Source organism: Streptomyces sp. NBC_00569 (assembly GCF_036345255.1).
Taxonomy (GTDB): Bacteria; Actinomycetota; Actinomycetes; order Streptomycetales; family Streptomycetaceae; genus Streptomyces.
Genome location: NZ_CP107783.1, coordinates 3,300,063 through 3,322,705, shown reverse-complemented (window position 1 = coordinate 3,322,705; position 22,643 = coordinate 3,300,063). Strand labels below are relative to the sequence as shown.

The 22,643-nt window shown below is 71.0% G+C and carries 16 protein-coding genes and 2 pseudogenes; 14 read left to right on the top strand and 4 right to left on the bottom strand.

Annotation, left to right across the window (positions count from 1 at the left end; all coding sequences use genetic code 11):
• The first annotated feature begins 76 nt into the window (after window positions 1-76).
• The 4 genes and pseudogenes from OHO83_RS14870 to OHO83_RS14855 form a co-directional block, all read left to right on the top strand.
• A complete protein-coding gene (locus OHO83_RS14870) occupies window positions 77-1,816 on the top strand; it encodes a fatty acyl-AMP ligase (RefSeq protein WP_329433810.1) in 1,740 nt (579 codons plus the stop codon).
• Window positions 1,813-3,558: an acyl-CoA dehydrogenase gene (locus OHO83_RS14865; protein WP_266674867.1), complete on the top strand. Its 1,746-nt coding sequence runs from the start codon at window positions 1,813-1,815 to the stop codon at window positions 3,556-3,558. The genes OHO83_RS14870 and OHO83_RS14865 overlap by 4 nt, the downstream gene beginning before the upstream one ends.
• A 37-nt stretch (window positions 3,559-3,595) precedes the next feature.
• Entirely contained in the window at window positions 3,596-4,846 is a 1,251-nt protein-coding gene (locus OHO83_RS14860) for an acyltransferase domain-containing protein (RefSeq protein WP_266674868.1), read from the top strand.
• A 109-nt stretch (window positions 4,847-4,955) separates the two neighbouring features.
• Window positions 4,956-5,552: pseudogene (locus OHO83_RS14855) on the top strand (4'-phosphopantetheinyl transferase family protein); the annotation flags it as partial.
• A 129-nt stretch (window positions 5,553-5,681) separates the two neighbouring features.
• On the opposite strand, the gene OHO83_RS14850 reads toward OHO83_RS14855, so the two are convergent.
• From OHO83_RS14850 to OHO83_RS14835, 4 genes are all read right to left on the bottom strand, one after another.
• The gene (locus OHO83_RS14850) at window positions 5,682-6,296 is read right to left on the bottom strand and encodes a response regulator transcription factor (protein ID WP_116509063.1); all 615 of its coding nucleotides are present in this window, start codon (window positions 6,294-6,296) and stop codon (window positions 5,682-5,684) included.
• Between the two features lie 21 nt (window positions 6,297-6,317).
• Window positions 6,318-7,529 (bottom strand): sensor histidine kinase, encoded by a 1,212-nt coding sequence (locus OHO83_RS14845; RefSeq protein WP_266674869.1) that lies wholly within the window; start codon window positions 7,527-7,529, stop codon window positions 6,318-6,320.
• Between the two features lie 90 nt (window positions 7,530-7,619).
• Window positions 7,620-9,893 carry a TOMM precursor leader peptide-binding protein gene (locus OHO83_RS14840; protein ID WP_266674870.1) on the bottom strand — a complete coding sequence of 758 codons (2,274 nt, stop codon included), beginning with the start codon at window positions 9,891-9,893 and terminating at the stop codon, window positions 7,620-7,622.
• The gene (locus OHO83_RS14835) at window positions 9,890-10,210 is read right to left on the bottom strand and encodes a hypothetical protein (protein ID WP_330279600.1); all 321 of its coding nucleotides are present in this window, start codon (window positions 10,208-10,210) and stop codon (window positions 9,890-9,892) included. Before OHO83_RS14835 ends, OHO83_RS14840 begins: the two co-directional genes overlap by 4 nt.
• A 250-nt stretch (window positions 10,211-10,460) precedes the next feature.
• On the opposite strand from OHO83_RS14835, the gene OHO83_RS14830 reads away from it, so the two are divergent.
• From OHO83_RS14830 to miaB, 10 genes and pseudogenes are all read left to right on the top strand, one after another.
• On the top strand, window positions 10,461-11,255 hold the full coding sequence (locus tag OHO83_RS14830; RefSeq protein WP_266674872.1) for an AfsR/SARP family transcriptional regulator: 795 nt from the start codon (window positions 10,461-10,463) through the stop codon (window positions 11,253-11,255).
• A gap of 55 nt (window positions 11,256-11,310) precedes the next feature.
• Window positions 11,311-12,900: an acyl-CoA carboxylase subunit beta gene (locus OHO83_RS14825; RefSeq protein WP_266674873.1), complete on the top strand. Its 1,590-nt coding sequence runs from the start codon at window positions 11,311-11,313 to the stop codon at window positions 12,898-12,900.
• Window positions 12,901-13,161: 261 nt separating this feature from the next.
• A complete protein-coding gene (locus OHO83_RS14820; protein WP_266674874.1) occupies window positions 13,162-14,427 on the top strand; it encodes a beta-ketoacyl-[acyl-carrier-protein] synthase family protein in 1,266 nt (421 codons plus the stop codon).
• Window positions 14,424-15,635, top strand: a complete 1,212-nt coding sequence (locus OHO83_RS14815; protein WP_266674875.1) for a ketosynthase chain-length factor — start codon at window positions 14,424-14,426, stop codon at window positions 15,633-15,635. The genes OHO83_RS14820 and OHO83_RS14815 overlap by 4 nt, the downstream gene beginning before the upstream one ends.
• A gap of 63 nt (window positions 15,636-15,698) precedes the next feature.
• A complete protein-coding gene (locus OHO83_RS14810; protein WP_266674876.1) occupies window positions 15,699-15,968 on the top strand; it encodes an acyl carrier protein in 270 nt (89 codons plus the stop codon).
• Window positions 15,969-16,081: 113 nt separating this feature from the next.
• Complete coding sequence (locus OHO83_RS14805) at window positions 16,082-17,872, top strand: acyltransferase domain-containing protein (RefSeq protein ID WP_330279599.1); 1,791 nt, start codon at window positions 16,082-16,084, stop codon at window positions 17,870-17,872.
• On the top strand, window positions 17,869-18,096 hold the full coding sequence (locus tag OHO83_RS14800; RefSeq protein WP_266674878.1) for a DUF6059 family protein: 228 nt from the start codon (window positions 17,869-17,871) through the stop codon (window positions 18,094-18,096). The genes OHO83_RS14805 and OHO83_RS14800 overlap by 4 nt, the downstream gene beginning before the upstream one ends.
• Window positions 18,018-19,949: pseudogene (locus OHO83_RS14795) on the top strand (2-oxoacid:acceptor oxidoreductase subunit alpha); the annotation flags it as partial. The gene OHO83_RS14800 and the pseudogene OHO83_RS14795, both read left to right, overlap by 79 nt.
• Entirely contained in the window at window positions 19,942-21,024 is a 1,083-nt protein-coding gene (locus OHO83_RS14790) for a 2-oxoacid:ferredoxin oxidoreductase subunit beta (RefSeq protein ID WP_330279598.1), read from the top strand. The pseudogene OHO83_RS14795 and the gene OHO83_RS14790, both read left to right, overlap by 8 nt.
• Window positions 21,025-21,082: 58 nt before the next feature.
• On the top strand, window positions 21,083-22,603 hold the full coding sequence (gene miaB / locus OHO83_RS14785; protein WP_266674880.1) for a tRNA (N6-isopentenyl adenosine(37)-C2)-methylthiotransferase MiaB: 1,521 nt from the start codon (window positions 21,083-21,085) through the stop codon (window positions 22,601-22,603).
• The last annotated feature ends 40 nt before the right edge of the window (window positions 22,604-22,643 follow it).

Genomic DNA, 22,643 nt, shown 5'->3' with positions numbered 1-22,643 from the left:
CACCGCCGCCTCGCCGACAGCAGAGCCTGCCGTCGGCCGTCCCCGGGGACGGCGCCACGGCACGGGAGGGGGAGGCGTGAGCGGTCACCAGACCTTTACGGAGCACATCCAGGCCCAGGCGGCCGAGACGCCGGACCAGGAGGCGTTGATCCTCCTCACCGAGCACGAGGGCACCTTGCGGCCCGAAACGATCACTTACGGCGAACTGGACCGTCAGGCACGCCACTTGGCGGCCGTGCTCGGCCGGCACGTCGGCCCGGGGGACCGGGTGCTCATCGCACACCGCTCCCGCGCGCTGTTCGTCACCAGCTTCCTCGCCTGCCTGTACTCGGGAGCGATCGCTGTCCCCGTCGCCCCGACCGGCGGGCACGGCCACCACGACGACCGCTTCGCCGGCATCCTCAAGGAAGCCGCCGTGGCGTGCGTGCTCACGTCCACCACGGAAGCGGCCGACGTCTCCCAGCTGCTCGCCCGCACCGGACACGGCGACGTCGTCTGTCTGCCGGCCGACGGCCCCGCCGCGCTCGCCGACGCAGGGCCGTGGGAGCCCTTCGCGCCCGGCCCCGACACGGTCGCCTACCTCCAGTACACCTCCGGCTCGACCCGCGATCCGCGCGGCGTGATCGTCACCCACCGCAGCCTGCTCGCCAACCAGCGGGCCATCCACGAGGCACTCGGAACTCGCCCCGGCACGCGGCTCGGCGGCTGGCTGCCGCTGCACCACGACATGGGCCTCGTCGGCCAGTTGCTGCACGCGCTGTGGCTCGGCGGCACCGCCGTCTTGCTGACCCCGACCGCGTTCGTCAAGCGCCCGGCGAACTGGCTGGAGACCGTCTCGCGGTACGGCCTGACCGTCAGCGCCGCCCCCGACTTCGCGTACGAGATGTGCGTGCGCCGCGTCAACGACACACAACTCGCGGGCCTCGACCTGTCCGGCTGGGAGACCGCGGTCAACGGCGGCGAGCCCATAGACGCCGCGACGCTGGAAGCGTTTGCCGAGCGGTTCGCCCCAGCAGGGCTCCGCCCCGGCGCCCTGGCGCCCTGCTACGGCCTGGCCGAGGCGACCCTCATCGTCTCGGGCACGCGAACGGCCCCGGCCGGGCGCGCCGTCGACGCCGCCGCCCTGGAGAAGGGCCGTCTGACCGACCCCGTGGGCCCGGGCCGCACCGTCGCGCACTGCGGCCCGCCCGCCTCCGTCGACGTACGCATCGTCGACCCCGACACGTGCGCCGAGGTACCGGACGGTCGGATCGGGGAGATCTGGGTCCGTGGCGAGAGCGTCGGACCCGGCTACTGGGCCCGCCCGGCCGAGACCGCCGCGGCCTTCGGCTGCCGGATCAGCGGCGGCGGCAGCGGCTTTCTGCGCACCGGGGACCTCGGCGCGCTCCAGGACGGCCTGCTCCATGTCACCGGCCGGCTCAAGGACATGATCGTCATCGCCGGACGCAACCTCTACCCGCAGGACCTGGAGCGCACGGCGCAGCAGGTCAGCGGTCTCTTCGGCGCGGCCACCGCCTTCGCGCTGCCCGGCGTCAGGGAGCGGATCGTCATCATTCAGGAACTGCGCTCCGGCAGCCGCTACGACATCGACCTGGCCGGGCTCGCGGCCGCCGTCCAGCAGCGGATCAGCGAGGAGTACGAGGTACGGACCGCCGGTGTCGTACTCGTCAGGCCGGGCACGGTCCGCCGGACCACGAGCGGCAAGGTGGAGCGGGCGGCCATGCGACGGCTCTTCCTGCGCGGTGAGCTCACCCCGCTGCACCAGCGGATGGAACCCGAGGTCGAACAGCTGATGGCGACCGGGAGCCGGCGATGACGACGGCAGAGGAGCGGATCGACGCCCTGGAGCTGGCGTTCGGCTCCCTCGACGATCCCGGCAACCCTCTCGGCGCCGCCGCCCTGCTCGCCGCCGACGCGGCCGGCACGGTGCTGCCGGAGGCCGAGAAGGTCCTCGACGACTTCGGCCTCAACGCCGAGTTCGTGCCCGCCGACGTAGGGGGCAGGCTGGAGCGGATGGACCTGCTCGGCCGGCTCCTGCGCCCGGTGTTCCGCCGGGACGCCTCCCTCGGCTTCGGCTACGGACTCAACTGCTTCTTCGCCGCCGCCCCGGTGTGGACCGCGGGCGACGACGCGCAGCGCCGCCTCGCCGCCCGGCTGCTCCTGAACGGCCGCCGCCTCGCCGTGGCCCGCCACGAGGTCGCCCACGGGAACGACTTCGTCCGCGACGAGTTCACCGCCAGGACGGTCCCGAACGGTCTCGTCGTCGACGGCAGCAAGTCCGCCGTCGCCAACGCCTCACGCGCCACCGGCCTGGTCGTCTTCGCCCGCACGGAGGGTTCCGCGCGCGGGCGCAGCCACACCGTCCTGCTCATCGACCGCGACGAGCTGCCGCCCGGCACCGTGGAGAACCTGGCCCGCCGCACGACGACCGGAATGCGCAGCGCGGAGTTCGGCGGACTGCGGATCACCGACTGCCTCGTCCCGCGCAGCGCCGTACTCGGGGAGGTCGGCGACGGCTACGAGCTGTCGCTGCGCTCCTCCCTGCTCATCCGCGGTCTCATCCCGTCCATCGTGCTCGCGGGCGCCGACACCGCCCTGCGCACCGTGGCCCGGTTCGCGGGCCGCAGCCGGGCGGACGGCCGCTCGTCGCTGGACGTGCGCCATGTGCGGGACGTGCTCACCGGCGGCTTCCTCGATCTGCTGGTCATCGACTGCCTCGCCCTGGTCGCCACCCGGGCCCTGCACCTGCTGCCCCGGCAGATGAGCGCCTACGCGGCGGCCGCCGCCTACCTCGCCCCGAAGCTCGTGGCCGAGAGCATGGACGAGATGTCGTCGGTGCTCGGGGAGGAGACGTTCGCCCAGGACGGCGCGTACGCGATGTTCCAGAAGCAGCGGCGCGACCTGCCGGTCACCTCGCTGGGGCACGCGGGCAGCGCGGGGCGGCAGGTCAGCATCCTGCCCCAACTGCCCTACTTCGCACGGCACGCCTGGTTCGCCGACCCCGAGCCGCCGCCGGACCTGTTCCGGCCCGACCGGGAGCTGCCGCCGCTGGACCTGTCCCAGCCCGTGCTGCTCGGTGACGGCGACCCGCTCGCCGCGACCCTGGTCGCGTGCACCGACCAACTCGAAGCAGCGGAGCTGCAGTACGGCGACGGTGCCGGCGCGGGCCTGGGCGGCCCGGCCCTGCGCTTTCTCGCCCGGGTCCTCACCGGTGAACTCGCCGAGCTGAGGAAGGCGTTCGAGAACGTCGCGGAGGGCGACCGCGAGGCCCTGTCCAGCCCGCAGAGCTTCGGCCTCGCCGACCGGTACACCCTGGTCCTCGCGGCGGCGGCCTGCCTCGGCGTATGGCGCGAACAACGCTCCGCGCCCGCCGGCCGGGCGGACGCCTTCCTCGCCGCCCCCGCCTGGGTCACCGCCGTCCTCTACCGGCTGGTCGCACGGCTCGGGCTGCCGCTGCCCGACCGGCCCGTCGCCTCGCAACGGCTGGTGTTCGAAGAGGTCGTCGCACGGCTGCACGACCACCGCAGCTACGACCTCTACGCCTCGCCGCTCGCCTGACCTCGCCCCCCACCCCCGCCCGACAGGGAGCACACCCATGCAGGAGCAATTCCCCGGCGCCCAGGAAGACTTCGCTGTCGCCCATCGCGAATGGCTGACCGAGAGGGTCGCCCACTACTTCGGCCACCCGGTGGAGGACACCGTGCCGTTGACCGAGGAGGGCCTCGACTCGGTGGCGGCCCTCAGCCTCTACGGAGACATCGAGGAGGAGTTCGGCTCGCTGATCGAACCGGAGGACATCTGGGCGTTCCCCACCGTGCGTCAGCTCGCGAACGTGCTGGCGATGCGAGACGCAGGCCGGGGCGCCGGCCAGGTCAGGGCCGCTTTCGTCTTCACGGGCCAGGGCTCCCAGCATCCCGGGATGACCTCCGGCCTCTATCTGAACTCCACCGGATACCGCACCTTCCTGGACGAGGCCGACGCGGCGATCCGCCCGTGGACCAGGGAGTCCATGGTGGAGCTGATCCTGTCCGACGACCCCCGCATCCACCGCACCGCGCTCACCCAGCCCGCCCTGTTCGCCGTCGAGTACGCCCTGGCCCGGACGCTGGAGGAGGCCGGGGTGCGCCCGGCGGCCGTCCTGGGCCACGGAGTGGGGGAGTTCGCCGCCGCGACGATCGCGGGCGCGCTGACGCTGGCCGAAGCCGCGAAGCTGGTGTCCATGCGTGGCGCCTTCATGCAGTACCTGCCGCCGGGCGGCGGCATGATGGCGGTCTGCATCACCCCGTACGAGGCCGCCGAACTGGTCGCCGCGGAACCGGACGTGGGCATCAGCGCCATCAACGCCGCCAAGGCGATCGTGCTCTCCGGCGACCGCACCGCGCTGAACCGCATCGAGGCGCTCCTCGCCGAGCGCGGCATCCGCTGTCGGCACCTGGCCGTCTCGCACGCCTTCCACTCGCCGCTGATGGCGCCCGTTGTCCCCAAGTTCGAGGCCGTCCTGCGCAAGATGCCCGGCGGCACCGCGCAGGTGCCGTTCTACTCGACGGTGTACGGCCGCCTCACCACCGAGCCGCTCTACGCGCCGTACTGGACCGAACAGATCACCGCCCCCGTCCGGTTCGCCGACGCGGCGCGCAGCCTGCTCGCCCAACAGGCGCCCACCCACGTGGTGGAGATCGGCCCGCAGGCCGTCCTCACTCCGTATCTGCGACGGATGGGCGGTGGCCTGCGCGGCCCCGCCTGCATCCCGGTGTGCCAGGGTCCGGCGAGCGACGCCGTCGACCTGGCGGGTGTCATCTCGGCGCTCGACGCGGGACCGCTGGCCGCGGCCCTTCCCGGAGCCTGAGGTGGGGGACCGGGTGGGACGCCCGTTGCCCGCGCCAGGACCCGGCGCGCCCTGGGACGACATCCACGGCGAACTGCGGCGCACCGGCAGCGTCGTGCTCTACGCGGCGATGCCCGACTGGCTGCCGGCCGACGGGACGGAAGGGGAACTGCGCCGCCTCCTCGGCCGCGACTGGCGGCGCTACGAGAGCCTGGCCCGGCCCCGCACCCGGGAGCGGTTCGTCGCCTCCAGGCTGCTGTTGCGCTATTCGGCGGCGGCGGTCCTGCGTACCGCCCCCGACCTGGTGGACCTGGCCTACCAGCCGGGAGGGCGCCCGTACGTCCGCGGCTGCGACCAGATCGATGTCAGCCTGAGCCACACCGAGGAGATGATGGTCGTCGGGATCACCCGGCGCGGCCGTATCGGTGTGGACGTGGAACGGGCGGACCGGCGGCTCGCGTACACCGGCTCGGAGAGCCAGGCGTGCACGCCCTACGAGAGGGCGCGCCTCGACGAGGGTGACGACGGGGTGCGCAACGACACCATGGTGCAGCTGTGGACGCTCAAGGAGGCGTACAGCAAGGCACTGGGGCAGGGACTGCGGTTCCGCTTCACCGAGTTCGGCTTCGCCCTCGACGACGGGGAACCCCGGCTGACCAGACCGGACGGCTCCCGAGTGCCGGGCGGTGAGTGGCAGTTCGGCACGTACCCCGCCGGGGCGGGGTACGTGCTGAGCGTCGCAGTCTGTGACGCGGGCTTCGGTGAACTCGTGGACCTGTCGGTCGGGACGATGCTGGACGACGGCATGTTCGACGCGCTGCTCGGCGCGACCGGTCCGGCCCGCGGGCCGGATCCGTCACGGCAGCCAGCCGGCCTCCTCGGCGATGCGGATGGCGTCGATGCGGTTGCGCGCGCCCAGTTTGCCGACGATGGCCGTGAGGTAGTTGCGGACCGTGCCCTTGGACAGATAGAGGCAGCCGGCGATCTCGGCGGCGTCGGCGCCCCGGGCGGCGAGGCGTAGGACCTCCAGCTCGCGCGGGGACAGCGGGTTCTCCGGCGAGTCCCAGGCGGACAGCGCGAGCTGCGGGTCCACGACCCGTCGCCCCGTCGCCACCGACCTCACGGCCAGGGCGAGTTGACTGGGCGGTGAGTCCTTGAGGAGGAAGCCGGACACCTGCGCGGACAGGGCGCGGCGCAGTGTGCCCGGGCGCCCGAGCGAGGTGAGGATCAGCGTGCGGCAGCTGGGCAGCCGTTCATGGAGCTCGGCTGCCGCCGTGAGCCCGTCGATGCCGGGCAGATCGATGTCGATCACCGCGACGTCGGGCTTGGACTCGAGTGCGGCCGCGACGATCGTGTCGCCGCGGTCGACGGTGGATACGACGTGCAGATCCGGCTCCAGCTGGAGCAGCGCGACGAGCGCGCCCTGGATCATGTGGACATCCTCGGCGAGGAGGATCCTGACGGACAACATCTTTACCCCCGGTGAGATGTGTCAGGCTACGGCGGTTCTCTCCGGGCGCGTGGGCTCGAACACCAGTAGCTCGTTCTCGTCATGGCCCGTGGGTCTGAGCGGTGCCCAGACCTCCAGGTGGAATCGGCCGTCCTCCCGCAGGCCCGCGGAGAGCCCGCCGCCGATCGCGGCGAATCGGCAGCGCAGGTTGTCCAGCCCCGTGCCGCCCGAGCGGGCGGACACGAGCTCGCTCTGTTCGTGCGGATGGTCATTGGTGAGGCCGAGACGGACCGTTTCTTCTTCAACCTCCGCCTTGATGGTGCACACGCGCACCCGGCTGTGCCGGAGGATGTTGGTGACCCCTTCCCGCAGTGCCGTGGCGAGCACGGTGTCGACCACCGGATGCAGCCGCCCGCACTCCACCTCGACCTCCGCGCGGATGTCGGCGGCGGAGAGCACCGTCCCCGTCGACTCCGCCTCCTCGATGAGAGACATGTTGCGGTACCCGCTGGACACCAGCCGCACGTCGGCCAGGGCCTGCCGTGCCACCTGGAGAACCGCGAGGGTCTCCTGACGGGCCTTGTCCGGGCGGGTGTTGATCAGCCGCTGGATCAGCTCCCCCTTGAGCGTGATCGCGGACAGGCTGTAACCGAGCAGGTCGTGCAGATCCCGGGCGAACCTCAGGCGTTCCTGCGCGACGGCCATCCGGGCCAGTTCCTCGCGGTTGTCGTGCACCTCGCTGATCAGGTCGGTGAGCCGGGTCAGGCCGTAGATGACGAGGCCGGTGAGAGTGCTGGCGATGGTGAAGTAGAGCACCAGGTCGACCGGGGCCCCGGCCAGCACGTTGTACACCGGGATGAAGGCGATCAGCAGTCCGTAGCTCGGCCAGGCGAACCGGGCCGGCAGTGTCAGCAGCAGCGAGGCGGCCAACGGCCCTTCCATGCTGCCCCAGTTGATGCTGAACCAGGCGAGCGGTGCGAACGTGAGCACGGCCTGGAGGGACAGGACGAGCGCCTTTCGCCGGGTGGGCCACCGGCGGGCCTGCGGCGAGGAGACGGCTAACTGCGTGCCGAACAGCGCCAGCACGAGCGCGACGCACAGGACCAGTTCTCCCGTCGTGGGCCGCGTCCGCACCACGTTCAGTACTGTCATCGTGGCGTAACAGGCCAGGGCCACGACGATGATCGCGTGAGCCAGCCGCGGGGCGGGGGCCTGGGACCGTGGGGAAAACGGAACAGTGTCCCTCGTCGGCATTGCCGCCTCCTCGCGAAGGGTCGGTAGTGGCGGAGGCATGCTATGTCGTTTCGCTGGCTCAGAGCCAGCGAAACGAACTGACGGCCGAAGTCAGACGAATAGGGGAATTGGGTTCAGTTCCTCGTACGGAAGAGGGCGGGCGAGGAGCCCGAGCTCCACCGGTGTGTCGAAGAGACGGCCCGGGGCGAAGCGCGCCCAGAAGTGCCGCATTCCCGGAATGATCACCTTCACTACGGGAAGTCCCACGTCGGGGCGTGTTTGATCGAGGATCAACATTTCCATGCCGTGAGCACGTACGAGGGTTTCGGCCAACTCGACCTCGACCCGCAGGTCTGTTTGGACCGGAAAGGAATAGGAGCCGGGGGTCCGTGGAGCTTCGGCTGGATCCGCGCGGACGTATGGCTGATTTTCCACCGTCGCCCCCTGCCACCAGGCAGATAGATCAGGATCTGCTGACAGGAATTCAGTCGAGTCCCCCTCCGGAGGCAGCAGTTGGGCCATTTCCGTGACCGCCCGCCGCAGAGCGAGCCGGGGATCGAAATGAGCCCCGAATCCGAACGAGATGCCCTGGGCCGGCCCGTCCGTCCTCCGGGACATGGCCGCCATGACCGGAATGCCGAAGTCCGAGGTGAGGTCGAGCACCCAGACGTCACGGCGGAGCCGTTCGTACGTCTGCCGGGTGCGCGCCAGCCATGGCTCATCGAACGCGTCGAGGTCCACCGCGGGCCGGCGGGTGCGGTTGTACCACCACAGCGCCACCGCGTCCCGTTCCACCAGTTCCAGGAAGCCCTGGACGACGGCGTCCTCGGGACTGCTGCCCGCCGCGTTGCCGTTGGAGTCGGCCCACGGCGTGGCCGTCACACCGTCGGGCCCGGGCCCGAAGTACAGCATCGACGTGGGCAGCATCCGCTGCGTGCCCGAGGTGAGCGACCACACCGGCGTCCAGTCGGCCGGAGCCTGCGGGTCGAACGGCGGCGGGATCTGCTGGAACCGCGCGTGCCGCGGATTCCACCGGTGCCGCTCCTGGAACTGCCGGTCGGCGAACAGCTGACAGAGGTTGGGATGCAGAGCGGCGTCGCCCAGCCCGGCGAGGGTGTCGCGCACCGTGGGCTCGTCGCCCTGCCGGGTACCGCAATAGCGTTCCAGCGCCTCGCACAGCGCGCCGACCTCCGCCTCCTGCGGCGTGGTCCCCTTGCCCCCGCTCTGGCCGCGCAGGCCGCCGCGCAGCCCGGCCAGGGAACGGCTGTCGCCGAGTGCCAGATTGCGCCCGGCGACGTACCGGTTCAGTCCGTCCGGCGAGCCGGAGGCCGGCCGGAGCTCGGACACGACGCCGGTGACCCGGTCGGCCAGATGCCGGTAGCGGGACAGCACCGTCTCCGCGCTCTGTGACCGGTGATTGCCGCCCACCGTGCGGTACTTGGGGCTGGAGCGCGGCGTGAAGGGCCTGTTCACCTGCCGTGCGACGAGCTCCGAATCCCCGCACGTGGGGCACTGCGGGCGGCGGGTCACCGGATGCCGGTGGGTCGCGAGGGTGCGGGTGTCCAGCGTGCAGACGGAGCGCTGGCCCTCGTACCGCATGCCGGCCACCCACTTCGTCGCCTCGAGCACCGCGGTGTGCAGGCCCAGGGCGCGCACGGTGGCGAACGAGGCCTCGGGGACGGGCACCATTCCCCTGAGGCCCAGGGCTTGGCGGACCGGAGCCGTGGACGACCGGTGGCCGCGCAGGCGGTGCGCCAGGCACTCCCAGCACGCGTCGTCCCCGCCTGCGAACACCGGACCCACCCAGGTCTCCGCGCCGCTCGGCTTGGCCAGCAGCCAGGCGCGGCCCGCGGCCCGGTGCCGGGCATCGATCTCGGCGAGGCGGGGGTCCAGGTAGTCGTCGCACAGGACGAGCGACAGTTCTGCCGAGTCCTCCTCGCCGGGGCCGGCCATCCGCAGGCCCGCGACCAGGCACTCGGCCCGGGCCGCCGCGTGATCCCCCCTGCCGAGGTGCACGAGCGCCACCGGCGTCTCCCGGAAGGAGGCGGCGGCGCGGGGCCCGTGCAGGCCGGCGGTCTCCCAGTACGCCTCCGTCGAGGCGTCGGTGGCCGGGTCGTGATAGCCGACCAGGTCGGCCCGGGCGAGTTCGGCGATCATGCGGGCCGCGGTTTCCGGTGCCACGGTCGCCGCCGCCTCCCGCAGGACGGCCGCCAGGGTGCGGGTCCCGTCCAGCAGGGCCGCGAGCTGCTGAACCTCACGGCCCTGCAAGGCCGTTGTGCCCCGCTCCGACAGCAGGTAGACGGCGTCCCCTTCGATCGCCTCCACCCGCAGGTGTCTCTTGAACCCCACCGGCAGTTCGGTGGTTCTCCCCCCGGATATGTTCATGCACGCGCCGTCCCGGCCTCTTCGCCGGGCAGGGGCGCCATGCCGGTGGCGCAGCCGTAGAGCATGACGGTTCCAGGCCGGTCCAGGTGATCGATGACCAGGCCGCGGTCCACGCTCCCGCTCTTGTACACCTCCCCGAAGAGGTCCGCGAAGACGTCGCCGTACACCGGCTCCACGGCGGGGAGACCGAACTCGGTGAGCACGGCGACCGGGTCGCTCGTGTAGCGCTGGGCCAGGTCGGGCTCCAGGCCGGCCCGGGCGGTCAGGAGTGCGAACTGGTGATCCGAGGTCAGCTGAGCGTGCGTGGCGGTGTTCATGATGATCCCCCTGCTGAGTCGATCCTGCGAGGCGTTGTCCGCTTGCCGAATGCCAGGATTCTGCGGCCCGCCGCGTCGAACGGCACAGTGCCGCTGTCACCAAGGGGGCATGACATTTTCATGCCCGGCCTCGTGACCACCTCACTGGGACTCGGATGCCTCTGGTGCGAGGCTCGACGCCAGACTCCGCAACCTGTGCAGGCCCGCCGACGGACCTGCCGCACCAGCCCACGAAGGGGAGGGCGTCATCATGGAGATCAATGTCCTGGGACCATTGACGGCCCGTGAGAACGGAGTGTCCGTCGTACCGACCGCCGCCAAACCGCGCCAGATCCTTTCCCTGCTCGCCCTCCAGTCCGACCGGGTCGTGACGGTGGCGACGCTGATGGAGGAGATCTGGGGCGAGGACATCCCGCGCAGCGCGGCCACCACTCTGCAGACGTACATCCTCCAGCTGCGCCGCAAGATCGCCGCGGCGCTCGACGGCGACCCGTCACGCCACGCCAAGGACGTGCTGGTCACGCAGCACGGCGGCTACCTTCTCCAGGTGCAGCCGGGCCAGGTCGACGCGCACGAGTTCACCCGCATCACCGCGTCGGGCCGGGCCGCGCACGAGGCGGGGGACTACCTCGCGGCCTCACGACTCCTGGGCCAGGCACTGAAGATGTGGCGGGGCTCCGCACTCGTCGACGTACGCGTCGGCACCGTGCTCGAGCTCGAGGTGCTCCGCGTGGAGGAGGACCGGATGGCCGCTCTGGAGAGGCGGATCGACGCCGATCTGCTGCTCGGTCGGCACACGGAGATCGTGCCGGAGCTGCGTGTCCTGGTCGCCCGGCACCCGATGCACGAGAACTTCTGCGCCCAGCTGATGACCGCACTGCACCGGTCGGGCAGCGCCTGGCGGGCGCTCGAGGCCTACCAGCGGCTGCGGGTGACCCTCGTCGACGAGCTGGGACTGGAGCCCTCGGCCCGGTTGCAGCAGCTCCATCAGGCGGTGCTGTCCGCCGATCCGGCCCTGGACGTCCACGCGCCCGTGACCGGCTGACCGGGCCCGGGGTTCTCTCCAGTACATCTCTAGCCGGCGTTCCTACGTTCGGCCGATGACGATCCTCGACGACATCACCGTCAGTCCGGCAGTCCCCGACCTCCGCCGTGCCACCGCGGAACTGCGGCGGCTCAAGGAGGAGGTGAGTCGCGGGCCCGATCCCGCGGCCACCCGGCGGCAGCACGAGAAGAACAAACTCACCGCGCACGAGCGCCTCGAACTCCTCTTTGACGAGGGCACGTTCACCGAGATAGAGCCGCTGCGCAGGCACCGCGCCACCGGGTTCGGCCTGGAGGACCGCAAGCCGCACGGCGACGGTGTCGTGATCGGCTGGGGCCTGGTCCACGGCCGGACGGTCTTCGCCTACGCGCACGACTTCCGCGTCTTCGCCGGAGCACTCGGCGAGGCGCACGCCGCGAAGGTGCACAAGGTGATGGACCTCGCGGCGGACGCCGGTGCACCGCTCGTCAGCCTCAACGACGGTGCGGGCGCGCGTATCCAGGAGGGCGTCACCGCGCTCGCGGGCTACGGCGGCATCTTCCGCCGCAATGTCGCCTCCTCGGGGGTCATCCCGCAGATCAGCGTGATGCTGGGCCCCTGCGCCGGAGGCGCGGCCTATTCGCCGGCCCTGACCGACTACGTCTTCATGGTCCGCGAAACGGCGCAGATGTTCATCACCGGACCCGACGTGGTGCAGGCGGTGACCGGCGAGAAGATCACCCACAACGGTCTCGGCGGGGCCGACGTCCACGCCACGACGTCGGGTGTCTGCCACTTCGCCTACGACGACGAGGCGGACTGCCTGGAGGACGTGCGCTTCCTCATCGCGCTCCTGCCGTCCCACAACCGCGAGCTGCCGCCCGCGGTGCCCTGCGACGACCCCGCCGACCGGCGCACCGACCGCCTCACCGATCTCGTGCCGGCCGACCCGGGCCGCAGCTACGACATCCGCGCGGTGATCGAGGAGATCGTCGACGACGGCGAGACCTTCGAGGTCCACGAGGCGTGGGCGCCCAACGTCGTGTGCACCCTGGCCCGCCTCGACGGCCGGACGGTCGGCATCGTCGCCAACCAGCCCGCGGCCCTCGCCGGAGTGCTGGACATCCACGCGAGCGAGAAGGCCGCGCGGTTCGTCTCCACCTGCGACTCCTTCAACATCCCGCTCGTCACCCTGGTGGACGTCCCCGGCTTCCTGCCCGGCGTCGACCAGGAGCACAACGGCATCATCCGGCACGGTGCCAAGCTCCTGCACGCGTACTGCAACGCGACCGTGCCCCGGATCTCCCTCGTCCTGCGCAAGGCGTACGGCGGCGCGTACATCGTCATGGACTCGCGCTCCATCGGGGCCGATCTCGCCTTCGCCTGGCCCACCAACGAGATCGCCGTGATGGGCGCGGAGGGCGCGGCCAACGTCATCTTCCGCCGCGAGATCGCCGCGTCGGACGACCCCGCGGCGGTACGCGCCCGACGCGTCGACGAGTACAGGACCGAGCTCATGCACCCCTACTTCGCGGCGGAGCGCGGCCTGGTGGACGACGTCATCGATCCCGGAGACACCCGTCGCATCCTCATTAGCTCACTCGCGATGCTGCGCTCGAAACGCGCCGAAGTGCCGTCGCGAAAGCACGGGAATGTCCCGACATAGGAGGGCAGTTCGGAAGGTCCACGCGCACACGAGTCCGGTTCTAGGGCACGGACGTTCCATAGCTTCACCGGTCGGGGCAGCACGCTACGAGCGGGCCGCAGACCGGGACAGGCCGGCCGGGGGGGTTCCCACCCCGAACCCCCTCCGGCCGCGGCCACCGACCCATGATCAGCACGGATGAAGGGATCGACAGTGACCCCCAGAGTGCCAACCGGCTGGTGCGCAGCGACGCCCCAGGCCCCGTCGAAGGCCAGGTAGACCATGCGCAGAGTCGCCATCACCGGCCTGGGCGTCGTGGCCCCGGGTGGGGTCGGTGTCAAGGAGTACTGGGAGCTGCTCACGGCGGGCCGCACGGCCACCCGCCGGATCTCCTTCTACGATCCCTCACCGTTCCGCTCGCAGGTCGCCGCCGAGGTCGACTTCGACCCCTTCGCGGCCGGGCTCTCCCAGCAGGAGACCCGCAGGCTCGACCGGGCCGCGCAGTTCGCGGTCGTCTCCACCCGTGAGGCCCTCGCCGACAGCGGCCTGGAGATCTCCGCCCTCGACCCCGGCCGCGTCGGCACGGCGGTCGGCAGCGCGGTCGGCTGCACCACCAGCCTGGAGCGCGAGTACGCCGTCGTCAGCGACGGCGGCCGCAAGTGGAACGTCGACCACGAGTACGCCGTACCCGAGCTGTACCGGCACTTCGTGCCCAGCTCGCTGGCCGCCGAGGTCGGCAGGGCCGCCGGAGCGGAGGGGCCGGCCGCGGTCGTGTCCACCGGATGCACCTCCGGTCTCGACTCCCTCGGCCACGCCGTGGAACTCATCCGCGAGGGCACGGCCGACGTCATGATCGCCGGTGCCACCGAGGCGCCCATCTCGCCGATCACCTCGGCCTGTTTCGACGCCATCCTCGCCACCACCCCCCGCAACGACACCCCGGAGAGCGCCTGCCGGCCCTTCGACCGGACCCGCAGCGGCCTCGTCCTCGGCGAGGGCGCCGCCATCCTGGTCCTGGAGGAACTGGAGAGCGCGAAGCGGCGCGGTGCCCATATCTACGCCGAGATCTCCGGGTTCGCCTCCCGCTGCAACGCGTACCACATGACCGGCCTCAAGCCGGACGGCCTCGAAATGGCGGAGGCCATCGACGCCGCGCTGGCCGAGTCGCAGCTCGCCCCGGACGCGGTCGACTACATCAACGCGCACGGCTCCGGCACCAAGATGAACGACCGCCACGAGACCGGCGCCTTCAAGCGCAGCCTCGGCGAGCACGCGTACCGCACCCCCGTGAGCTCCATCAAATCGATGATCGGCCACTCGCTCGGAGCCATCGGCTCCCTGGAGATCGCCGCCTGCGCCCTCGCGATGAAACACGGCGTCCTGCCGCCCACCGCGAACCTCCACGAGCCGGACCCCGAGCTCGACCTCGACTACATCCCGCTCGTCGCCCGCGAGCAGCAGACCGACGTGGTGCTCAGCGTGGGCAGCGGGTTCGGCGGATTCCAGAGCGCCATGGTGCTGGCCCGCCCGGACAGGAGGACCGTATGACCGCCGTCGTGACCGGCCTGGGGATCACCGCCCCCAACGGCCTCGGCACCGAGGAGTTCTGGAAGGCCACCCTGGCGGGCGAGTCGGGCCTCGGACCCGTCACCCGCTTCGACGCCGCCCAGTACCCGTCCCGCATCGCCGGCGAGGTGTCCGGGTACGTCGCCGAGGAGCACATCCCCAGCCGGCTGATGCCGCAGACCGACCACATGACGCGCCTCGCGCTGACCGCGGCGGACTGGGCGCTGAAGGACGCGGGGATCGACACCGACGAACTCCCCGAGTACGGCATCGGCGTGGTCACGGCCGCGTCCGGCGGAGCCGTCGAGTTCGGCCAGCGCGAACTCCAGAACCTGTGGAGCAAGGGCAAGGAGTACGTCAGCGCCTACCAGTCCTTCGCCTGGTTCTACGCGGTCAACACGGGACAGATCTCCATCCGGCACAAGCTGCGCGGCCCCAGCGGCGTCCTGCTCACCGAGCAGGCCGGCGGCATCGACGCCATCGGGCACGCCCGCCGGCACATCCGCAAGGGCTTCCCCGCCGTCATCGCGGGCGGCGTCGACGCGGCCATCTGCCCCTGGGGATGGGTTCCGCAGATCGCCTCCGGCCTGATGAGCACCGTCGACGACCCCACCCGGGCCTACCTCCCGTTCGCCGCCGAGGCCGGCGGATACGTCCCGGGAGAGGGCGGCGCCATCCTGCTCGTCGAAGAGGCCGGCTCGGCCGCCGCGCGCGGCGCCGGGCACGTCTACGGCGAGATCGCCGGGTACGCGGCGACCCTCGACCCGGCCCCCGGCACCGGCCGCCCGCCCGGACTGCGCAGGGCCGCCGAGAACGCCCTCGCCGACGCCGGGATCACCGCCGGCGACATCGACGTCGTCTTCGCGGACGCCGCCGGCGTACCGGACCTGGACCGGGCCGAAGCCCAGGCACTGACCGAACTGTTCGGGCCGGCCGGTGTCCCCGTCACGGCTCCCAAGACGATGACCGGCCGCCTGCTCGCCGGGGGCGCCGCCCTCGACGCGGCGACCGCCCTGCTCGCCCTGCGCGACAAAGTCGTCCCGCCCACCGTCCATGTCACCGCTCCGGCCCCGGAGCACACCATCGACCTGGTCACCGAAGCACGCGAGGCCGATCTGCGCACCGCGCTCGTCCTCGCCCGCGGCCACGGCGGCTTCAACGCCGCACTCGTGGTGCGCCGCGCCGCCTGAACCGTTTCCCAGTCGCCACACCCCGCCGCATCAGTGAGCCCAACCGAGAGGAAGGCACCAACCATGACCACCTCCACCGCCACCGTGACCCTGGCCGACCTGACCCGCATGCTCCGCGAGAGCGCGGGCGAGGAGGAGGGTGTCGACCTCGACGGCGATGTCATCGACACGCCGTTCATCGAGCTCGGCTACGACTCCCTCGCCCTGCTCCAGGTCATCGGCGAGATACAGCGCGACTACGGCATCAGCATCCCCGACGACGCCGTGGTCGACGCGGAGACCCCGGGCGCGCTCCTCGCCCTCATCAACTCCGGCCGGACGCCCGCCGCCTGACCGGAATCCTCGCGGCCGCCCTGCCTACGTTCCCCCGGCGGGCAGGGCGGCCGTTCTCGTCCCTGATTCCTTGACATCCATGCGGCCGGAGCACGGTCCACGAGGAGGGAACCATGTCACTCACGTCCCACACTGCGGTGGTCCGCCGGCTGATCGTCAGCCCCGGCCCGGCTCCGCAGGAGCAGGCGCCGGTCGTGGCCTCGGCCGCCGCCGTCTCGGCCGTACTGCGCGCCTTCGGCCGTTCCCCCGAGGACCTGCCGGCCCGGACCGTCGTCCTCATCGGCTCCGCCGCCGTCGACCCCGCCCTGCGGGCCGAACACGAAGGGTTCACCGTCCTGACGACGGCCACCCCCGGTCTCGCCCTGCGCCGCGCCCACCACGAACTCCACCTCGGCACCGCCGACCTCGCCCTCGTCGCGGGCTTCGGCGAACCCGATGCCCACACCATCACCGTGTACGCCGTGAAGCGCGCCGCGGAGGCGGTGGCCGACGGGGACGCCGTCCTGGGCGTACTCGACATGACGGCGACGGCCCACGCCCCGGAAGCCACCCCGACCCTGCGGCCCCTGCATCAGAACCCGCGCGGCACCGACCCCGACCGCCACCGCCTGATCCTCTGGTCGGGCCGGAACGCGGAGGACGAGGCCCGGGTGCGCGGCGAACTCCTGCCGATGCTCAGCGGCATCCACCGGGAGGCGTACCCCGCCCTGCCGACCGCGGTGCCCTGTGGGACCCCTCCAGGCCCCGTACGCGGTGCGGCCGTCGCCGTGTCCGCCCTCGCCGCCCGCACGGTCCACCAGGCCCGCGCCGTCGACGTGTCCCGCCCGCGCCCCGTCGCCCTGCTGTTTCCCGGTCAGGGCTCGCAGCACGCCGGAATGGCGGCCGGCCTCTACCGTCGCGAACCCGTCTTCACCGCGGCCGTCGACGCGGCCCTGTCCCACATGGGCGAGGAAGGCTCCCGGGTGCGTGCCGACTGGCTCGACCCGAAGCGTGCCGCCATCGGCATCGACGACGTACGCCGGGCCCAGCCACTGCTGTTCGCTATCGACTACGCGCTGGGCCGCATGATCCTCAGCTGGGGTGTACGCCCCACGGCCTTCCTCGGCCACAGCGCGGGCGAACTCGTGGCGGCGACCTTCGCCGGTGTCGTCTCCCTGCGCGACGCCGTCGCCATGGTCCAGGCCCGGGTCAGGGAGGCCGTGAAGATCCCGGCCGGCGGCATGCTCGCCGTCGCCGCGAGCGAGGAGCGGCTGCGCCCCTACCTGACGGACGGGGTGGGCATCGCGGCCGTCAACGCCAACCAGCAGGTGATGCTGGCCGGTTCGGACAAGCCCCTCGGCGAGGTCGCCGACCGCCTTCGCGCGGACGGACTCACGGTCGTCACGGTCCCCGCCACCAGCCCCTTCCACTCCCCGGCGATGGCACCGGCCTCCGACGCGATCGAGACCGACTACCGCGAGATCCCGCTGCGCGAGCCCAGACTGCCCCTCTACTCCGGCTACACCGGCACCCTGATGAGCGCGGAGGCCGCGCGCAGTCCGCGCTTCTGGGCCGACCAGATCACCGACACCGTCCACTTCCGCAACGCCCTGGACGAGCTCCTTGCGGCCGACGACGTCCTGCTCATCGAGGCGGGCCCCCGCCAGACGCTCACCGCATTCGCCCGCAGGCACCGCTCGGTCCGCCTCGGCGCCGGCGCGGTCTCCCCGCTCCTCCCGGCCCGCGCGGGCACTCCCGAGGCCGACCGGCAGTCCGTGCTCAACGCCGCCGCCCGCATCTGGACCGAGGGCCATGACCTGGATCTGAACGCGATCGCCCGGCTGTGGACGTGGAGCGACGAGGACGCACCCGCGGCGGCCGGCAGCACGACGCCGCACACACCCGCGAAGACTCTGGTCGCATGAGCATCGTCACGAAGATCCTGCGCGAGATCTACAACTCGCTGACCGCCGCGGGGTGGATGTGGCTGGGGCTGCCCGTCCTGGACCCACCGCAGGTCCGGCCCGCGCCGAACCTGGACGAGCCGCCCCGGGGCCACCCCGAGCGGCTTCGCCCGGACATCGCGCTGACCACGACCGAACTCGCGCTGCAGAGGCAGCTCGTGGCGCCGATCGGGGACCAGCGGTGAAAGCGATTCTCCGTCTGGATCGGGTGATCATCCGGTTTGCGGGTGATTCGGGTGATGGTATGCAGCTGACGGGTGACCGGTTCACTTCGGAGACGGCGTCGTTCGGGAATGATCTGTCGACGCTGCCGAACTTTCCGGCTGAGATCAGGGCGCCCGCGGGGACACTGCCGGGCGTTTCTTCGTTCCAGTTGCATTTCGCGGACCATGACATCCTCACGCCGGGGGACGCGCCGAATGTGCTGGTGGCGATGAATCCGGCGGCGTTGAAGGCGAATATCGCGGATGTGCCGCGTGGTGCGGAGATCATCGTCAACACGGACGAGTTCACCAAGCGGGCGATGCAGAAGGTCGGTTACGGGGCGTCTCCGCTGGAGGACGGTTCGCTGGACGGCTATCAGGTGCATCCGGTGCCGTTGACGACGTTGACGGTTCAGGCGCTCAAGGAGTTCGAGCTGTCGCGCAAGGACGCGGGGCGTTCGAAGAACATGTTCGCGCTGGGTCTGCTGTCGTGGATGTATCACCGTCCGACCGAGGGCACGGAGAGGTTTTTGAGGTCGAAGTTCGCGAAGAGGCCGCAGATCGCGGAGGCGAACATCGCGGCTTTTCGTGCGGGCTGGAATTTCGGTGAGACGACGGAGGACTTCGCGGTCTCCTACGAGGTCGCGCCGGCCGCGTCGGCGTTCCCGACCGGCACGTACCGCAATATCTCGGGGAATCTGGCTTTGTCCTACGGGTTGATCGCGGCGTCGAGGCAGGCGGATCTGCCGTTGTATCTGGGTTCGTATCCGATCACGCCGGCTTCGGACATTCTGCACGAGTTGTCGAAGCACAAGAATTTCGGTGTGCGCACGTTCCAGGCGGAGGACGAGATCGCGGGGATCGGCGCGGCGCTGGGTGCGGCGTTCGGCGGCTCCCTGGCGGTCACGACGACGTCGGGTCCCGGTGTGGCGCTGAAGTCGGAGACGATCGGCCTGGCGGTCTCTCTCGAACTGCCGTTGCTGGTGGTGGACATCCAGCGGGGTGGCCCCTCGACGGGTCTGCCGACGAAGACGGAGCAGGCGGACCTGCTGCAGGCGATGTACGGGCGTAATGGTGAGGCGCCGGTCCCGGTGGTGGCGCCGCGCACGCCGGCGGACTGTTTCGACGCGGCGATCGAGGCGGCCCGCATCGCCATCACCTACCGCACCCCGGTGTTCCTTCTGTCGGACGGTTATCTGGCGAACGGGTCGGAGCCGTGGCGTATCCCGGAGATCGATCAACTCCCGGACCTGCGTACCCAGTTCGCGTCGGGGCCCAATCATACGGAGGCGGACGGTACGGAGGTGTTCTGGCCGTACAAGCGGGACGCGAAGACACTGGCCCGCCCGTGGGCGGTTCCGGGCACGCCGGGGCTCGAGCACCGGATCGGCGGGATCGAGAAGCAGGACGGCACGGGCAACATTTCCTACGATCCGGCCAACCACGAGTTCATGGTCCGCACCCGGCAGGCCAAGATCGACGGTATCGAGGTCCCTGACCTGGAGGTCGATGACCTGTCGGGTGATGCCAACACCCTGGTGCTGGGGTGGGGTTCGACGTATGGGCCGATCACCGCGGCGGTGCGGCGGCTGCGGGCGGCGGGTGAGCGCATCGCGCAGGCTCATCTGCGGCACCTGAACCCGTTCCCGCGCAATCTGGGCGAGGTCCTGGAGCGTTACGACAAGGTGGTGATCCCCGAGATGAACCTCGGCCAGCTCGCCACCCTCGTCCGGGCCCGGTATCTGGTGGACGCCCGCTCCTACAACCAGGTCAACGGCATGCCGTTCAAGGCTGAGCAGCTCGCCACCGCTCTCAAGGAGGCCATCCATGGCTGACACCGGCCGCACGCAGGGCACGGGCACGATCGAGGCGCTCTCGCTGGTCCCCAAGGCCGAGGCCGAGCAGTCCATGAAGGACTTCAAGTCGGACCAGGAGGTGCGCTGGTGCCCGGGGTGCGGTGACTACGCGATCCTGGCCGCCGTGCAGGGTTTCATGCCCGAACTCGGGCTGGCGAAGGAGAACATCGTCTTCGTCTCGGGCATCGGCTGCTCGTCCCGCTTCCCGTACTACATGAACACCTACGGGATGCACTCCATCCACGGCCGCGCCCCGGCCATCGCGACCGGTCTGGCCTCCAGCCGGCGGGACCTGTCGGTGTGGGTGGTCACCGGTGACGGCGACGCGCTGTCCATCGGCGGCAACCACCTCATCCACGCTCTGCGCCGCAACGTGAACCTGAAGATCCTGCTCTTCAACAACCGGATCTACGGGCTGACCAAGGGCCAGTACTCGCCCACCTCCGAGGTCGGCAAGATCACCAAGTCGACGCCGATGGGCTCCCTGGACGCGCCCTTCAACCCGGTGTCCCTCGCCCTGGGCGCGGAAGCCTCGTTCGTGGCCCGCACCGTCGACTCCGACCGTAAACACCTCACCGACGTCCTGCGGCAGGCGGCCGCCCACCCCGGCACGGCACTGGTGGAGATCTACCAGAACTGCAACATCTTCAACGACGGCGCCTTCGAAGTCCTCAAGGACAAGCAGCAGGCCCAGGAGGCGGTCATCCGCCTCGAACACGGACAGCCCATCCGCTTCGGCACCGACCTCGCCAAGGGCGTCGTGCGCAACCCGCAGAGCGGTGACCTGGAGGTCGTCGACGTGAACGAGGACAACCAGTCACAGATCCTCGTCCACGACGCACACGCCGCCTCCCCCACGACCGCGTTCGCCCTGTCCCGCCTGGCCGACCCGCACACCCTGCACCACACACCCATCGGCGTCTTCCGCTCCACCGAGCGGCCCGTCTACGACGTCCAGATGTCCGAACAGCTCGACGAAGCCATCGAACAGAACGGAAAAGGCGACCTGGCCGCACTGCTCGCCGGCGGCGACACCTGGACCGTCGTGGGATGAGTCCCGGGGTCCGGCGGCGGGAGCAGAGGGGCTCCCGGCACCGCCTACCCTGGAGTGCATGACCAGCAGCGACCGGAGTCAGGCAGTGGACGTTCAACAATTCAAGACGTACGAGGTGCGCACCTACGGGTGCCAGATGAACGTCCACGACTCCGAGCGGCTCTCCGGCCTCCTTGAGGACGCCGGATACGTCCGTGCGCCCGAGGGCGCCGACGGCGACGCCGACGTCGTCGTCTTCAACACGTGCGCCGTCCGCGAGAACGCGGACAACAAGCTGTACGGCAATCTCGGCCGCCTGGCGCCGATGAAGACGAAGCGGCCCGGCATGCAGATCGCCGTCGGCGGCTGCCTCGCCCAGAAGGACCGCGACACCATCGTCAAGAAGGCGCCCTGGGTGGACGTCGTCTTCGGCACGCACAACATCGGCAAGCTGCCCGTCCTCCTGGAGCGCGCCCGCATCCAGGAGGAGGCGCAGATCGAGATCGCCGAGTCCCTGGAGGCGTTCCCCTCCACGCTGCCGACCCGCCGCGAGAGCGCGTACGCGGCCTGGGTCTCCATCTCCGTCGGCTGCAACAACACCTGCACCTTCTGCATCGTGCCCGCCCTGCGCGGCAAGGAGAAGGACCGCAGGACCGGCGACATCCTCGCCGAGATCGAGGCGCTCGTCGGCGAGGGCGTCAGCGAGATCACACTGCTCGGCCAGAACGTGAACGCGTACGGCTCGGACATCGGTGACCGCGAGGCCTTCAGCAAGCTGCTGCGCGCCTGCGGGAAGATCGAGGGCCTGGAGCGGGTGCGCTTCACGTCCCCGCACCCGCGCGACTTCACCGACGACGTGATCGCCGCCATGGCCGAGACGCCGAACGTGATGCCCCAGCTGCACATGCCGATGCAGTCCGGGTCGGACACCGTCCTGAAGGCGATGCGCCGGTCCTACCGGCAGGAGCGCTACCTCGGGATCATCGAGAAGGTGCGCGCCGCGATCCCGCACGCCGCCATCTCCACGGACATCATCGTGGGCTTCCCCGGCGAGACCGAGGAGGACTTCGAGCAGACGATGCACGCGGTCCGCGAGGCCCGCTTCGCGAACGCCTTCACGTTCCAGTACTCCAAGCGGCCCGGGACCCCGGCCGCGACCATGGAGGGCCAGATCCCCAAGGAGGTCGTCCAGGAGCGCTACATGCGCCTGGTCGAACTCCAGGAGGAGATCTCCTGGGACGAGAACAAGAAGCAGGTCGGCCGCACCCTGGAACTGATGGTCGCCGAGGGCGAGGGCCGCAAGGACGGTGCCACGCACCGCTTGTCCGGCCGCGCCCCCGACAACCGCCTGGTGCACTTCACCAAGCCCGGCACCGAGGTGCGCCCCGGTGACGTGGTCACCGTCGAGATCACCTACGCGGCCCCGCACCACCTGCTCGCCGAGGGCGACGTCCTCGAGGTGCGCCGCACGCGCGCGGGTGACGCCTGGGAGAAGCGGAACGCGGAGCCCGACCAGAAGCAGGGCGTCATGCTCGGCCTGCCCTCGGTGGGCGTCCCGGCCCCGCTGCCGGCGGCCACGGGCGGCTGCGCCGTCAACTGACGGAACCACTCGCTGGGGGCCGCACGAGGCGCAGTAGGCT